The sequence below is a fragment of the Streptomyces sp. NPDC007872 genome (assembly GCF_042868165.1).
GTDB lineage: Bacteria > Actinomycetota > Actinomycetes > Streptomycetales > Streptomycetaceae > Streptomyces.
Genome location: NZ_JBIAEA010000002.1, coordinates 204,201 through 219,112 on the forward strand (window position 1 = coordinate 204,201; position 14,912 = coordinate 219,112).

The window sequence follows — 14,912 nt, forward strand, 5'->3', positions numbered from 1 at the left end:
GGAGTCCCGCCGGTCCCGGTCGTCCGAGAGGCGGAACGCGGTCCCCGTCCCGCCCGGGGCTCGGACAGAATGAGTCCCATGCCGATACTCAGCCGCCCCGCCCTCGTCGAGCACCTCGTCCGCACCCGGATCGCGGGAGACGTCGCCACCCCGCGCGACAACAACCTCTCCCACTACCGGAGACTCGCCAACGGCGACCGGCACTACTGGCTCGGCCTGGAGCTCGGCGACCGCTGGACCGACGAGCAGGACGTGCTCGCCGTGATGGCCGAGCGGTGCGGCGTCGTCGACGACCCGGCCCACCGGACCGGCCAGGACACCATCGACCCCGAGCTGACCGTGGACGCCCTCGACCGGGCGGCCGCCCGGTTGCGCAAGGCCGCCGAGGGACGGGAGCGGGTCCTCTTCGCGACCGGTCACCCCGGCGCCCTCATCGACGTCCACAGCCGGGTCGCGGCCGCGCTGCGCGCCCGGGGCTGCGACGTCGTCCGCATCCCCGGCGGCCTGATCGCCGACGAGGGGTACGTCGTGCAGTTCGCCGACGTCGCCGTCTTCGAGCGGGGCGCCAGCCTCTGGCACACCCACTCCCCGGAGCCGATGAACGCGATCCTGGACGGCCTGGAGGTGCTCGGCGAGCCCGCGCCCGACCTGGTGGTCGCGGACCACGGCTGGGCCGGGCGCGCGGGCCAGCGCGGCATCGACTCCGTCGGGTACGCGGACTGCAACGACCCCGCCCTCTTCCTGGGCGAGGCCGAGGGGACCATGCAGGTCACGATCCCGCTCGACGACCACGTCCTGGACCCCCGTTACTACGAGCCGATGACGGCGTACCTGCTGGACGCGGCCGGACTGGGCTGATCACCGGGCCCGTTCCCGCTCCACCCCGCGCCGTCCCCGGCCCGGCGTCGGGTCCAGGTACACCCGGCGGACCGCCGGCACGCGCGCGCGGAGCCGCTCCTCCGCCTCCTCGCAGGCCCGCTCGACCTCCTCGGCCGGGACCCCGTCCCGGAAGTCGATCTTCGCGGCGACCAGGGCCTCGCCCGGCCCCTGGATGAGGGTCGTCAGGTCGAGGACGGCCTCGACCTGCGGGACGGACAGCAGCTCCGCCCGTACGGCCTCCCGCATGTCCCTCGGCAGCGGGCGGCCGACGAGCAGCTCGGCGTTGGAGCGGCCGAGCACCCAGGCCACGTACACGAGCAGGGCGCCGATGAGGATCGAGGCGACGCCGTCCCAGACGCCGGAGCCGGTGAGCTGCCCGCCGAGCAGGCCGCCGGCCGCGAGCAGCAGTCCGGCGAGGGCGGCCGAGTCCTCCAGGACGACCGCCTTGACGGTGGTGTCGGGGGTGCGCCGCAGATAGGTGGCGAAGGGCGTCCCCCGCTCCTTCGCCTCGGCCCGGACCTGCCGGACGCCGGTCCGCAGCGAGTAGCCCTCCAGGACGAAGGCGACGGCGAGCACGACGTACGAGACGAGCGGGTCGCCCAGCTCCTCGCCCTTGGTGAGGGTGTGGATCCCGTCGTAGATCGAGAAGACCGCGCCGCCGACGAAGGTGGCGACGGCCGCCAGCATCGCCCAGACGTACCGCTCGCCCGCGTACCCGACCGGATGGTCCTCGTCGACCGGCTTCCCGCTCCGCTTGAGCGCGGTGAGCAGCATGACCTCGGTGACGGTGTCCGCGAGGGAGTGGGCGGCCTCCGACAGCATCGCGCTCGACCCGCTGATGAGGCCGGCCACGGCCTTGGCGACGGCGATCCCGAGGTTCGCCCCGGCCGCCACGAGCACGGTGAAGGTGCTCTCGCCGTTCCCGCTCTTCCCGCCGTCCGTCTCGTCCTTCGCCTCTCGTCCCATGGTCGGAACGTATGCCCGGTCACGGGCGCGGCACGCGAACGACACCCTCCTGGATGACCGAGATGGCCAGCTTCCCGTCCCGCGTCCAGATCCTGGCCTGGCCGAGGCCGCGCCCGCCGGCCGAGGAGGGGGACTCCTGGTCGTACAGGAGCCACTCGTCGGCCCGGAAGGGCCGGTGGAACCACATCGCGTGGTCGAGGGAGGCCCCCACCACGTCCCCGACGGCCCAGCCGCCCCGCCCGTGCGCGAGCAGGACGGAGTCGAGCAGCGTCATGTCGGAGACGTAGGTCGCCAGGCAGACGTGCAGGAGCGGGTCGTCGGCGAGCTTGCCGTGGGTGCGGAACCACACCTGCGAGCGCGGTTCGCGCGGCTCCCCGACCGAGCCCCAGGGCGGGGTGTCGACGTACCGCAGGTCCACGGCCGCCCGCGCCTCGATCAGACGCCGGGCCACGTCCTCCGGCAGGTGCCGGGGGAGCGTCTCGGCGGCCGTCGGCAGCGACTCCGGGTCCGGCGCGGCCGGCACGTCCGCCTGGTGGTCGAGCCCCTCCTCGTACGCCTGGAAGGAGGCGGAGAGGTGGAAGATCGGCTGGCCGTGCTGGACGGCGACGACCCGGCGGGTGGTGAAGGAGCGCCCGTCCCGGATGCGGTCGACCGAGTAGACGATCGGCGCGCCGGGGTCGCCGGGGCGCAGGAAGTACGCGTGCAGGGAGTGCGCGAGGCGATCGGCGGGCACGGTCCGGCCCGCCGCCACCAGGGCCTGGGCGGCCACCTGGCCGCCGAAGACGCGGGGGACGAGCGCGGACCGGGACCGGCCCCGGAAGATGTCCCGCTCGATCGGCTCCAGGTCGAGCAGATCGAGCAGGGCGTCCAGGGCCCCGGGGGAGTCCGGGGCGCCCCGGACGTCCGGGGCCTCGTGCGCTTCGGTCACCGGGACCTACAGGCCCATCGACTTCGCGATGATCGACTTCATGATCTCGCTGGTGCCGCCGTAGATGCGGTTGACGCGGTTGTCGGCGTACAGGCGGGCGATCGGGTACTCGTTCATGTAGCCGTAGCCGCCGTGCAACTGGAGGCAGCGGTCGATGACGCGGTGGGCGACCTCGGTGCAGAACAGCTTGGCGCTCGCGGCCTCGGCCGGGGTCAGCTCGCCCGCGTCCAGGGCCTCCAGGGCGCGGTCCGCGACGGCCTCGGCGGCGTCGACCTCGGCCTGGCAGGCGGCCAGCTCGAACTTGGTGTTCTGGAAGGAGGCGACCGGCTTGCCGAAGACCGTGCGCTCCTGCACGTACTGCTTGGCGAAGCGGACGGCGGCCTTGGCCTGGGCGTAGGCGCCGAAGGCGATGCCCCAGCGCTCGGAGGCCAGGTTGTGGCCCAGGTAGGAGAAGCCCTTGCCCTCCTCGCCGAGCAGGTCCTCGACCGGGACCTTCACGTCGACGAACGCCAGCTCGGCGGTGTCGGAGGTGCGCAGGCCCAGCTTGTCGAGCTTGCGGCCGATCGAGTAGCCCTCGGACTTCGTGTCCACGGCGAAGAGGGAGATGCCGAAGCGGCGGTCCTCGGCGCTCGGGGCGGAGGTGCGGGCGCAGACGATCACGCGGTCGGCGTGGACGCCGCCGGTGATGAAGGTCTTGGCGCCGTTGAGGACGTAGTGGGTGCCGTCCTCGGAGAGCTTGGCGGTGGTCTTCATGCCCGCGACGTCGGAGCCGGTGCCCGGCTCGGTCATGGCGAGCGCCCACATCTCCTCGCCGGAGACGAACTTCGGCAGGTAGCGCTTCTTCTGGTCCTCGGTGGCCAGCATCTTCAGGTACGGCAGGGCGAGGAGGACGTGGACGCCGGAGCCGCCGAACTGGACGCCCGCGCGCGCGGTCTCCTCGTAGAGGACCGCCTCGAACTTGTGGGTGTCCAGGCCCGCGCCGCCGAACTCCTCGGGCACGTTGATGCCGAAGATGCCCAGCTCTCCGAGCTTGTGGTAGAAGTCGCGGGGCGCCTGGCCGGCCGCGAACCACTCGTCGTAGACGGGGACGACCTCGGCCTCGATGAAGGCCCGGATGGTGTCCCGGAACGCCTCGTGGTCCTCGTCGAATACGGTACGGCGCACGGTGCGACTCCTCCGGTGTGCGGGCCCAGTTTTCTAAGCGCTTGCTCAGTCTGTCGTCAACGAAGTTACCCAGCGGTCACCCACCCTGTCCAGACTCCTCACCTGTGATCCAGGCCCGCCCCACGGAGTCGTACCCGTACACGGGCCGTCCCTTCGCCCCGCTCGTCCGAAAGGGGGCGCCGTCCTCGTCCCCGATCCGGACCGTGCCCCGGCGCCCCTCCGAGCTCCACTCCAGCTCCAGGTACCAGCGGCAGTCGCACGCCGCCGTCCCCGCCGAGACCAGCAGCTCCCCCGGCTCGGCGGCGCTGACCGCGTACGGGAAGGAGACCGCCGGGAGCGTCCGGCCCTCCTGCCCGGAGGCGTCGTACCCGTCCAGCGCCCGCGCCACCGGTCGGGGCCGGTCCAGGTCCACCTCGAACCGGCGCGGCGTCACCGCCCCGCCGCACCCGTCGTCCATCCGGTACGCCGCCCACGGCAGCGGCGCGCCCCGCTCCACCACCCGCACGTGCAGCGCCTGGAGCACCACCGCCGCCGCGCCCCTGCCCTGCACCGACACCCGCACCAGCGTCTCCCCGCCGTCCACGGCACCCCGCGCCGCCGCCCAGCTCCGCGCGTCGGCCGCCTCGGGCGGGGGAGGGGGCGTCCGGTCCACGAGGTAGGTGTGCCCGCACCCGTTCTTCCAGAGGTGCGAGGCGACCGTCCACGTCAGCGGGACCGGCGGTCCGGCGGCCGGCTCCGGGGTCCTCCCGGGCAGGAGTACGACTCCGAGCGTGACCGCCCCCACGACCGCCAGCGCCCCGCCGACCAGGCCCGTCCACCCCCGACGACGCCTCCGCCGCCGGGGCGGGAGGTCCGGTACGGGCGCGGGCTCGGGTTCGGGCGCCGCCTCCGGGGCCGGGGCGGGTTCGGGGTCCGGCTCCGGTGCCGGAGGGCGACGGGCGCCGTCCGCGCGGGTCCAGGCCGCCTCCAGGCCCCGCCGCTCCTCCTCGTCCGCCCCGCAGAGCAGGGCGAGGCGGTCGACCACGCCGAACTCCTCCGGGACGGTCGCGCCGGAGCAGTACCGGTGGAGGGTGGACGCGCTGACGCTCAGGCGCCGGCCCAGCGCCTCGTAACTCCTCCCGTCGCGCGCCTTCAGCGCGCGCACGAGCCGCGCGAACTCCTCGACGGCGGCGTCCTTCGGCATTCCATCCCCCTCGACCCTGCGTCCCACCCTTCACGTCCTTGCACGTCAGCGGGGGTGGAATGGTTCCGGGACGGGCGGGGGCGCGTCACCGTTGCCGGCGACCGGCCGCCGGCCCGACGCTGGTGGAGCACTGACCGAACGACCCGACGGGGGATCCACCACCATGAGCAAGCTCCGCACCGCACTCGCCGCCACCGCCGCTGCCGCCCTGGGCCTCGCGGCCCTCGCCGCGGCCCCGGCGCAGGCCGCCGCCCGGCCCGCCTTCCTCGCCGCCTCCCAGATGCCGCCGTCGTCGACGCCGTGGACCGCCACGCAGGTCTTCACCGGCGTCCCGGAGAACGGCGGCGTCCTCTGCGCCCCGTACAAGATCCCGGCGCAGAACAGCCGCTACCGCGAGTTCGGCACCGAACTCGACACCAACGGCGTCCAGGTCACCACCGTCGCCCGCACCGAGGCCGACGCCGTGAAGCTGGTCGACACCCTCCGCAAGGCCCTCGCCGGCTGCGGCCCCCTCCTGGAGCAGCAGAACCCGGGCCTGAAGGCCGTCAGCGCCTCCCACGGCAAGCTCGACGTCGAGGAGGGCGCCTGGGTCTACAGCCTGGACACCGCCGACCCGCAGATCGGAGCCACCGACATCCACCTCTTCTCCGTCGGCCGCGACGGCCGCACCGTCACCCTGGTCCGCTGGGGCCGGATGGGCGACCTCGAGGACGCCCCGCTGACGGCCTTCCGGAAGACCACCACGACGGCCGTGAACAAGCTCTGGTGACGTGCTGCCTCACCCGAGCGCGAACCACAGCTCCATCCGTACGTCCGGGTCGTCCAGGTCCCGGTCCAGGAGCGCCGCGCAGCGGGTGATCCGCTGGCGGACGGTGTTGCGGTGGACGTGCAGGGCCACCGCCGTCCGGTCCCAACTGCCGTGGAGGGAGAGCCAGGCGCGCAGGGTCTCCCTGAGCGGTTCGTTCAGGGGGGCGAGGAGGGTCCGGGCGTGGGCGGCGGCCTCGTCGGGGTCCACGAGGGACGCGAGGCCGCCCGGTCGGTGGCGCACGAGCGCCGACCGGGTGGCCTCCGCGCGGCGCAGGGCCCGCGCCGCCTGCCGGTCGGCGGCGGGGAGGTCCCCGGCCTCGGCCGGGGCGGAAACGCCGAGAAACCAGCCCGATCGGGCGGTAAGGGGAGAAGACGCGGGCAGAAGGAGTCGTACGGAGGCGGGGGCCGCCCCGGAGACACGGGCCGCTCCTGCCTCCCCAAGCCTCTCCAGGGTCTTTCCCGGGGGCGCCGTCGCGTCCGTCTCCACCAGCGCCGTGCCCAGCGACGCCGCCAGGTCCGCCGCCGCGAACGGGGTGCCGTCGCCGCCCCGCGCGTGGACCACCGTCCAGGGGCCCGGGTCCAGGGCGGCCGCCGCCTCCGCCGGGGAGGCGCCCAGGAGCAGCCGGACCAGGGCCCCGTCCCGTACCGCCGCGTCCGCGCCCCGGTGCGGGGCCGTCAGGAGCGAGAGCAGGACCACCGCGACGCCCGCGATCGTGTGGTCGCCGGGGTCCCGCCGTTCCGTCGCCACCCCCAGGGTCAGGCCGTCGCCGCCCCCGAGGGCGTACGCCGCCAGGCGCAGGCCACCGTCCTCCCCGCTCGCCGAGGTCGGGCCGCCGGGGCGCGGGCCCAGGACCCCCGCCAGCTCCCGCAGGGCCCGGGACGCCTCCGGCGGGACCTCGCGGCCGGCCGCCGCCGACTCCGTGCCGTCCGGGGCGAGGAGGACCGCCCGGCCGCCGAGCCGGGCGGCGAGCGCGCCGAGGACCGCCGGGACCGGGGCCGGGCGTGCCGCCGCCGTCGCCAGGGACCGCTGGGCCTCCGTCACCCGGCGCAGCTCGTGCAGCCGGGCCTCCGCCATCAGCCGCCACACGGCCCGCGCCACCGCCGTGAACGGGGTCCGAGGCGGTACTTCGAGGAGCGGGAGGCCCCGGCGTCCGCAGGCCTCGACCAGGGCCGCCGGGACCGTGTCGTACACCGGCGTCACCCCGAACGCGAGCGCCGCCGCCCCCGCCTCCACCACCCGCTCCACGTACCGCGCCGGATCGGCGAGCTGCACGCCGGCCGTCATCAGGAGCTCGCCGCCGAGCAGGTACGGGTACGGGTCGGCCATCTCCGAGGTGTGCACCCAGTGCAGGGAGGCGTCCCCGGGCCCGGCGAGCAGCCGCAGGCCCAGGTCCCGGCGGGCGAGCAGCGCGGCGAGCGGGACCGGCGGGGCCGGGGGAGTGGAGGCGGGGGGCGCGGGGCGCGTCGTCATGGACCCTTCGTACAGCATCGGCTCGTGGAGTGGAGGGAACGTACACTTCTGTGGTGCTTTTCCGGCATCTACCGTCGTGCCGGAGAAGCAAGCCGGAGAACCACGCCGGAGAACCCCTCGCCCCCCGGAGGACCCGACCATGAGCAGCAGCGACCAGAACGCCTTCCGCGGCCCGATCGACTCGTCCCGCGTCCCGCGGTACGCCGGTCCCGCGACGTTCGCCCGGCTGCCGCGGCTCGACGAGGTCGGCACCGCCGACGTCGCCGTGGTCGGCGTCCCCTTCGACAGCGGCGTCTCCTACCGGCCCGGCGCCCGCTTCGGCGGCAACGCCATCCGCGAGGCCTCCCGCCTGCTCCGCCCCTACAACCCGGCGCAGGACGCCTCCCCGTTCGCCCTCGCGCAGGTCGCGGACGCCGGTGACATCGCCGCCAACCCGTTCCACATCAACGAGGCCGTCGAGACCGTCGAGGCCGCCGCCGACGAGATCCTCGGCACCGGCGCCCGCATGATGACCCTCGGCGGCGACCACACCATCGCGCTGCCGCTGCTCCGCTCGGTCGCCAAGAAGCACGGCCCGGTCGCCCTGCTCCACTTCGACGCGCACCTCGACACCTGGGACACGTACTTCGGCGCCGAGTACACCCACGGCACCCCGTTCCGCCGGGCCGTCGAGGAGGGCATCCTCGACACCGAGGCGCTGTCGCACGTCGGCACGCGCGGCCCGCTGTACGGCAAGCAGGACCTGACCGACGACGAGAAGATGGGCTTCGGCATCGTCACCTCCGCCGACGTCTACCGGCGCGGCGCCGACGAGGTCGCCGACCAGCTCCGCCAGCGCATCGGGAACCGCCCGCTCTACATCTCCATCGACATCGACTGCCTCGACCCGGCCCACGCGCCCGGCACCGGCACCCCCGAGGCGGGCGGCATGACCTCCCGCGAGCTCCTGGAGATCCTGCGCGGCCTCTCCTCCTGCAACCTGGTCTCCGCCGACGTCGTCGAGGTCGCCCCGGCCTACGACCACGCCGAGATCACCGCCGTCGCCGCCTCCCACACGGCGTACGAGCTGACGACGATCATGTCCCGCCAGATCGCGGCGGGCCGCGCGGCGAAGTAGCCGACGGACGCGCGGGGCGGGGCGCGGCCCCGTTCCCGCGCGGGGGCACGAACCGTCTCCGCCCCCGCCCCGCGCGACACTGGTGACCGCCGGGCGCGGCCGCTCCCGGCCGTGCCCGCCCCGCCCCGCCACCGCCCCGAGGGACCCGCCATGACCCACGACCACGACCTGGTCCTGCGCCCCACGCCCGCCCAGATCGAGGCGGCCCTGAACCCGCCCCCGGGGCGGACCGGCGGGGACCTCGTCGTCGAGACCCTCTCCGGGCTCGGCGCGACCACCGTCTTCGGCCTCCCCGGGCAGCACGCGCTCGGCGTGTTCGACGCGCTGCGCCGCTCCCCGCTGCGGTACGTGGGCCTGCGCGTCGAGAACAACGCGGGCTTCGCCGCCGACGCGTACGGCCGGATCACCGGCGAGGCGGCCCCGCTGCTGCTCTCCACCGGGCCCGGCGCGCTCCTGTCGCTCGCCGCGCTCCAGGAGGCGGCCGCCGCCTCGGCGCCGGTCGTCGCGATCGCCAGCCAGGTCCCGGCGGCCGGCCTCGGCGGCGGCCGGCACGGCCACCTGCACGAGCTGCGCGACCAGCAGGCCTCCTTCCGGGACGTCGTGAAGTCCGTCCACACGGCCCGTACGCCCTCCCAGATCCCCTCCGCGATCGCCGCCGCCTGGGAGTCGGCGCTCACCGCCCCGCACGGGCCCGTCTGGGTGGAGATCCCGCAGGACGTGCTCACGGCGGAGACCTCCCTGCCGGTGGTCACCGCGATGGACGCCACCCCCGAGGACGTCGTCCCGCGCCCCGAGCTGACGGCGGTGGCCGCCCACCTCCTCGCGCACGCCGAACGGCCGGTGATCGTCGCGGGCGGCGGGGTCGTCCGCTCCGACGCGTCGGGGAAGCTGCGGGCCCTGGCCGAGCGGATCGACGCGCCCGTGGTCACCACCTTCGGCGGCAAGGGCGCCTTCCCCTGGAAGCACCCGCTGTCCCTCCAGTCCTGGCTGGAGGACCGGCACACCACCGACTTCCTGGAGGACGCGGACGTCCTCCTCGTCGTCGGCTCCGGGCTCGGCGAGCTGTCCTCGAACTACCACACCTTCGCCCCGCGCGGCCGGGTGATCCAGATCGAGGCGGACGCGGGGAAGCTGGAGTCCAACCACCCGGCGCTCGGCATCCACGCCGACGCCCGGCTCGCGCTCCAGGCGATCCTGGAGACGGTCGGGGAGCGCACCGACCCGACCGCCCCCGAGCGGGTCGCGGCCGTCCTCGGCCGGGTCCGGGACCGGATCGACGCCCAGGACCTCGACCTGGAGCGGCGGGTCGTCGCCGCCGTGCGCGAGGCGCTCCCGGCCCGGGCGCCGAGCTTCTGGGACATGACGATCCTCGCGTACTGGGCGTGGTCGGCCTTCGACGCCCGGCACCCGAACACCATGCACTCCGCCCAGGGCGCCGGCGGCCTCGGCTACGCCTTCCCCTCCGCCCTCGGCGCGGCCGTCGCCGACCCCTCCCGGCCGGTCCTGGCGGTCTCCGGCGACGGCGGCGCGATGTACTCGCTGGCGGAGCTGGCCACGGCGAAGCAGTACGGGCTCGACGTGACGTGGCTGATCGTGGACGACGGGGGCTACGGCATCCTGCGGGAGTACATGACCGACGCGTACGGCGAGGCCACCGGCACCGAGCTGACCCGCCCGGACTTCGTCGCCCTCGCCGAGTCCTTCGGCGTCCCGGCCGTCCTCACCACCCCCGACGCCCTGGCCACCGACCTCGCGAAGTCCCTCGCCACCCCCGGCCCCTCGGTGGTCGTCCTCCCGGCCCTGCTGAGGATGTTCGAGCCGACGCACCTGTAGGACGGCCCCGGGGCAACCCTCCCGGCCCCGCACGGGTCCTTCCCGCCGACGGTCCGTGACGGGTGCGCGAGGGGGAGTCACCGCAAGGGACGCCCGGCGAGCGCCCCCGTCGTCACCGCCGGCTCCGTCCTCCCCTTCGCGTACTTCGCGAGCGGCTGCTCCTGCTGACGCCCCGGCACCCCGCCGTCCCGCCTCAGGGCACCAGCGCGCCCCACTTCTCGCGGTAGAGCCCGATCTGGTGCTCGTACCCCTGCCGGAACTCGCCGATCTCCCGGGGGGTCAGGTTGCTGCCGCGCATCCGCTCCGGGGCCACCAGCCTCGCTATGTCCCCGAAGACCACCGCGGCGGCCCCGGCGTGGGCGCCGCCCCTCTCCCGGGCGAGGAGCAGATGGCCCCCCGCCTTCGCCAGGAGCCGCCTGAAGTTGTTCCGGGGGGTGTCCGTCGTCTCCTTCACCTCCGAGGCCGCCCCGAGGACCGTCCGTCCCTCCGCCAGTCCCTCCAGGACCTGGAACGCCGCGTGCAGCCGTCCCCACCCGTACGGCCTGCCGTCCTCGACCCGTCCCACGCGGTCCCCCTCCGGTCCGTCCACGACGCCGCCGGTACGGCGGCTCCGGGCCTCCCTACCCATCCCGCGCCGCCGCGACCCGTTCACCCGGACGGCCCGGGACCAGGGACCGAGTCCCCCTCCGTCCGCGGTCGGATCTTTGTTGCGGCGGGATGAAATCGCACGTCGGCCGTGTTGGGCCTTCCGGTAGAGCAGGACGTACGGGAGGTCACACGTGGCGGTCGGGGAGAAACAGCAGGGCTGGGCGCGCAGGCTCGCCGGGTACGCCTGGCGGTACCGGGCCAACACGCTCCTGGCGCTCGGGTCGTCCCTCCTCGGGATGGGCGTCCTCGCCCTCGTGCCGCTCTTCACCAAGGTGATCATCGACGACGTCATCGGCACGAAGACCCGGGACCTCGCCACCTGGACCGGGCTCCTGATCGGGGCCGCCGTCCTCGTCTACGCCCTCACCTACGTCCGCCGCTACTACGGCGGACGCCTGGCGCTCGACGTGCAGCACGACCTGCGCACCGACATGTACGGCACGATCACCCGGCTCGACGGGCGGCGGCAGGACGAGCTGTCCACCGGGCAGGTCGTCGGGCGGGCCACCAGCGACCTCCAGCTCATCCAGGGCCTGCTCTTCATGCTCCCGATGACCGTCGGGAACGTCCTGCTCTTCCTGATCTCGCTGGGCGTCATGGCCTGGCTCTCCCCGCCGCTGACCCTCGTGGCCCTCGCCGTCGCCCCCGCCCTCTGGTACATCGCCCGGCGCAGCCGCACCCGCCTCCACCCCGCCACCTGGCACGCCCAGCAGCAGGCCGCCCTGGTCGCCGGGGTCGTCGACGGGGCCGTGTCCGGCGTCCGGGTCGTCAAGGGCTTCGGCCAGGAGGACCAGGAGACCGGCAAGATCCGCGAGGCCGGGCGGAAGCTCTTCGCCGGCCGGCTGCGGACGGTCCGGCTCAACGCCAGGTACACCCCCGCCCTCCAGGCCGTGCCCGCCCTCGGCCAGGTCGCCGTCCTCGCCCTCGGCGGCTGGCTCGCCTACAAGGGGCAGATCACCCTCGGCACCTTCGTCGCCTTCTCCTCCTACCTGGCCTCCCTCGTCGGCCCGGTCCGCATGCTCGCCATGGTCCTCACCGTCGGCCAGCAGGCCCGCGCCGGCGTCGAGCGCGTCCTCGACCTCGTCGACACCGAGCCGGTCGTGAAGGACGGCACCAAGGTGCTGCCGGCCGACGCGCCCGCGACCGTCGAGTTCGACGACGTGAGCTTTGGCTACGAGGACGGGCGGCCCGTGCTCGACGGGTTCTCCCTGGAGATCCGGCCCGGCGAGACCGTCGCCGTCGTCGGCGCCTCCGGCTCCGGCAAGTCGACCGTCTCGCTGCTCCTGCCCCGCTTCTACGACGTCTCCCGGGGCGCCGTCCTCGTCGGCGGCCACGACGTGCGCGAGCTGACCCTCGACTCGCTGCGCGCCGCCGTCGGCCTCGTCCCCGAGGACTCCTTCCTCTTCTCCGACACGGTCCGCGCCAACATCGCCTACGGCGCCCCCGACGCCACCGACGAGCAGATCGAGGCCGCCGCCCGCGCCGCCCAGGCCGACCGGTTCGTCGCCGAACTGCCCGAGGGGTACGCCACCAAGGTCGGCGAGCACGGCCTGACCCTCTCCGGCGGCCAGCGCCAGCGCGTCGCGCTCGCCCGCGCGATCCTGGCCGACCCCCGGCTGCTCCTCCTCGACGACGCCACCTCCGCCGTGGACGCCCGCGTCGAGCACGAGATCCACGAGGCCCTGAAGTCGGTGATGGCGGGCCGTACGACCCTGCTCATCGCCCACCGCCGCTCCACCCTCAACCTCGCCGACCGCATCGCCGTCCTCGACGGCGGGCGCCTCGCCGACATCGGCACCCAGGAGGAGCTGGAGGAGCGCTCCCCGCTCTTCCGGCGCCTGCTCACCGACCCCGAGGAGCTGGGCGCCGTCTCGCCCGGCCACCTGCCGCCGGCCGGGCCCGCCGACGACGACCGCGCGCTGCGGGCCGAGCTGGACGCCGAGTTCGACGCCGAGCGGGGCATCACCCCCGCCCTGTGGGTCCGGGACGGGGACGCGGGCCGGGAGAGCCCCGTGCCCGGGGCCACCCCCGAGCTGCTCGCCGCCGTCGCGGCCCTGCCGCCCGCCACCGACGTCCCCGACGTCGACGAGGCCCGTGCCGTGGCCCCCGAGGACTCCTACGGCCTGCGCCGGCTGCTCCGGGGCTTCGGCCTGCCCCTGCTCATCAGCCTCGGCCTGGTCGCCCTCGACGCCGGCACCGGCCTCCTGCTGCCCGTCCTGATCCGGCACGGCATCGACGAGGGCGTGAACCGGCTCGCGATCGGCGCCGTCTGGGCGGCCTCCGCGCTCGCCCTGGTCACCGTGCTCGTGCAGTGGGTCGCGCAGACCGCCGAGACCCGGATGACCGGCCGCACCGGCGAGCGGGTCCTCTACGCCCTGCGCCTGAAGATCTTCTCCCAGCTCCAGCGGCTCGGCCTGGACTACTACGAGCGCGAGCTGACCGGCCGGATCATGACCCGGATGACCACGGACGTGGACGCCCTGTCCACCTTCCTCCAGACGGGCCTGGTCACCGCCTTCGTCTCCGTCGTGACCTTCTTCGGGATCATGGTCGCGCTGCTCGTGCTCGACCTCCAGCTCGCCCTGGTGGTCTTCGCGACCCTGCCGGTCCTCGCCGTGGCCACGTACTACTTCCGGCGCTCCAGCGTGAAGGCGTACGAGCTGGCGCGCGAGCGGATCAGCGTCGTCAACGCCGACCTCCAGGAGTCGGTGGCCGGGCTGCGGATCGTGCAGGCCTTCCGCCGCGAGCGCTCCGGCGCCGAGCGGTTCGCGGAGCGCAGCGACTCCTACCGGCAGGCCCGCGTCCGGGGCCAGTGGCTGATCTCGATCTACTTCCCGTTCGTCACCCTGCTGTCCTCGGCCGCCGCCGCGGCCGTCATGGTCGTCGGCGCCAACCGCATCGAGGCCGGGACGCTCACCACCGGCGCCCTCGTCGCCTACCTCCTCTACATCGACCTGTTCTTCGCGCCCGTGCAGCAGCTCTCGCAGGTCTTCGACGGCTACCAGCAGGCCGCCGTCTCCCTGAAGCGGATGCAGGAGCTGCTCCAGGAGCCCACGTCGACGGCCGCCGCCGACGCGCCCCTGGACGTGCTCTCGCTGCGCGGCGAGATCGCCTTCGAGGACGTGTCCTTCGCGTACGGCAACGACGTCGGCGACGGGGGAGAGGCGGCCCTGACCGGGGTCGACCTGCGGATCCCCGCCGGGCAGACCGTCGCCTTCGTCGGCGAGACCGGCGCCGGGAAGTCCACCCTGGTCAAGCTGGTCGCGCGGTTCTACGACCCCACGGGCGGGCGGGTCACCGCCGACGGCACCGACCTGCGGGACCTCGACCTCACCGCGTACCGGCACCGGCTCGGGGTCGTCCCCCAGGAGGCGTACCTCTTCGCCGGGACGGTCCGCGACGCCATCGCCTACGGGCGGCCCGAGGCGACCGACGCCGAGGTGGAGGCGGCGGCCCGCGCGGTCGGCGCGCACGACATGATCGCCACGCTCGACGGCGGCTACCTGCACGAGGTGGCCGAGCGCGGCCGGAACCTCTCCGCCGGGCAGCGCCAGCTCATCGCCCTGGCCCGCGCCGAACTCGTCGACCCGGACGTCCTGCTCCTGGACGAGGCGACGGCCGCCCTGGACCTGGCCACCGAGGCCCAGGTCAACCAGGCCACCGACCGGATCGCGGGCCGCCGCACCACCCTCGTCGTCGCCCACCGCCTGACCACGGCCGCCCGCGCCGACCGGGTGGTGGTCATGGACCACGGGCGGGTCGCGGAGGACGGCACCCACGACGAGCTGCTCGCCCGGGGCGGCCACTACGCGAAGCTGTGGAGCACCTTCATCGGGGAGGCGGAACCGGCGCGGGTCGAGGCCTGAGGGGGAGCGGAGGCAACCGTTCAGGGGCCCGGTGCGTCGTAGACCCGTAC

At 74.7% G+C, this 14,912-nt stretch carries 11 protein-coding genes; 5 read left to right on the top strand and 6 right to left on the bottom strand.

The genetic code is table 11. From position 1 onward, the window contains the following. Positions 1-78 precede the first annotated feature (78 nt). Positions 79-858 carry a phosphatase gene (locus tag ACFYNX_RS06170; protein WP_365538566.1) on the top strand — a complete coding sequence of 260 codons (780 nt, stop codon included), beginning with the start codon at positions 79-81 and terminating at the stop codon, positions 856-858. Here the strand turns inward: ACFYNX_RS06170 and ACFYNX_RS06175 are convergent, their stop codons facing one another. From ACFYNX_RS06175 to ACFYNX_RS06190, 4 genes are all read right to left on the bottom strand, one after another. Next, positions 859-1,845 carry a cation diffusion facilitator family transporter gene (locus tag ACFYNX_RS06175; RefSeq protein WP_388658225.1) on the bottom strand — a complete coding sequence of 329 codons (987 nt, stop codon included), beginning with the start codon at positions 1,843-1,845 and terminating at the stop codon, positions 859-861. Positions 1,846-1,864: 19 nt separating this feature from the next. Continuing rightward, on the bottom strand, positions 1,865-2,773 hold the full coding sequence (locus ACFYNX_RS06180; protein WP_388658227.1) for an acyl-CoA thioesterase: 909 nt from the start codon (positions 2,771-2,773) through the stop codon (positions 1,865-1,867). A 6-nt stretch (positions 2,774-2,779) separates the two neighbouring features. Further along, the gene (locus ACFYNX_RS06185) at positions 2,780-3,937 is read right to left on the bottom strand and encodes an acyl-CoA dehydrogenase family protein (protein ID WP_365538558.1); all 1,158 of its coding nucleotides are present in this window, start codon (positions 3,935-3,937) and stop codon (positions 2,780-2,782) included. A gap of 76 nt (positions 3,938-4,013) precedes the next feature. After that, positions 4,014-5,120, bottom strand: coding sequence for a helix-turn-helix domain-containing protein (locus ACFYNX_RS06190; RefSeq protein WP_388658230.1), 1,107 nt, complete (start codon positions 5,118-5,120; stop codon positions 4,014-4,016). A 163-nt stretch (positions 5,121-5,283) separates the two neighbouring features. On the opposite strand from ACFYNX_RS06190, the gene ACFYNX_RS06195 reads away from it, so the two are divergent. Further along, positions 5,284-5,889: a hypothetical protein gene (locus ACFYNX_RS06195; protein WP_388658233.1), complete on the top strand. Its 606-nt coding sequence runs from the start codon at positions 5,284-5,286 to the stop codon at positions 5,887-5,889. Positions 5,890-5,898: 9 nt separating this feature from the next. Here the strand turns inward: ACFYNX_RS06195 and ACFYNX_RS06200 are convergent, their stop codons facing one another. Beyond that, on the bottom strand, positions 5,899-7,398 hold the full coding sequence (locus tag ACFYNX_RS06200) for a PucR family transcriptional regulator ligand-binding domain-containing protein (RefSeq protein WP_388658235.1): 1,500 nt from the start codon (positions 7,396-7,398) through the stop codon (positions 5,899-5,901). Between the two features lie 139 nt (positions 7,399-7,537). Here ACFYNX_RS06200 and speB point away from each other — a divergent pair, with 139 nt between their 5' ends. Together speB and ACFYNX_RS06210 are read left to right on the top strand one after the other, a co-directional pair. Next, a complete protein-coding gene (gene speB / locus ACFYNX_RS06205; protein ID WP_356540925.1) occupies positions 7,538-8,515 on the top strand; it encodes an agmatinase in 978 nt (325 codons plus the stop codon). A gap of 150 nt (positions 8,516-8,665) precedes the next feature. Then, a complete protein-coding gene (locus tag ACFYNX_RS06210) occupies positions 8,666-10,348 on the top strand; it encodes a thiamine pyrophosphate-binding protein (protein WP_365538545.1) in 1,683 nt (560 codons plus the stop codon). Positions 10,349-10,541: 193 nt separating this feature from the next. On the opposite strand, the gene ACFYNX_RS06215 is transcribed toward ACFYNX_RS06210, so the two are convergent. Further along, positions 10,542-10,913 carry a hypothetical protein gene (locus ACFYNX_RS06215; protein WP_365538543.1) on the bottom strand — a complete coding sequence of 124 codons (372 nt, stop codon included), beginning with the start codon at positions 10,911-10,913 and terminating at the stop codon, positions 10,542-10,544. A gap of 214 nt (positions 10,914-11,127) precedes the next feature. Here ACFYNX_RS06215 and ACFYNX_RS06220 point away from each other — a divergent pair, with 214 nt between their 5' ends. Next, positions 11,128-14,862, top strand: a complete 3,735-nt coding sequence (locus tag ACFYNX_RS06220) for an ABC transporter ATP-binding protein (protein WP_388658239.1) — start codon at positions 11,128-11,130, stop codon at positions 14,860-14,862. Positions 14,863-14,912 lie beyond the last annotated feature (50 nt).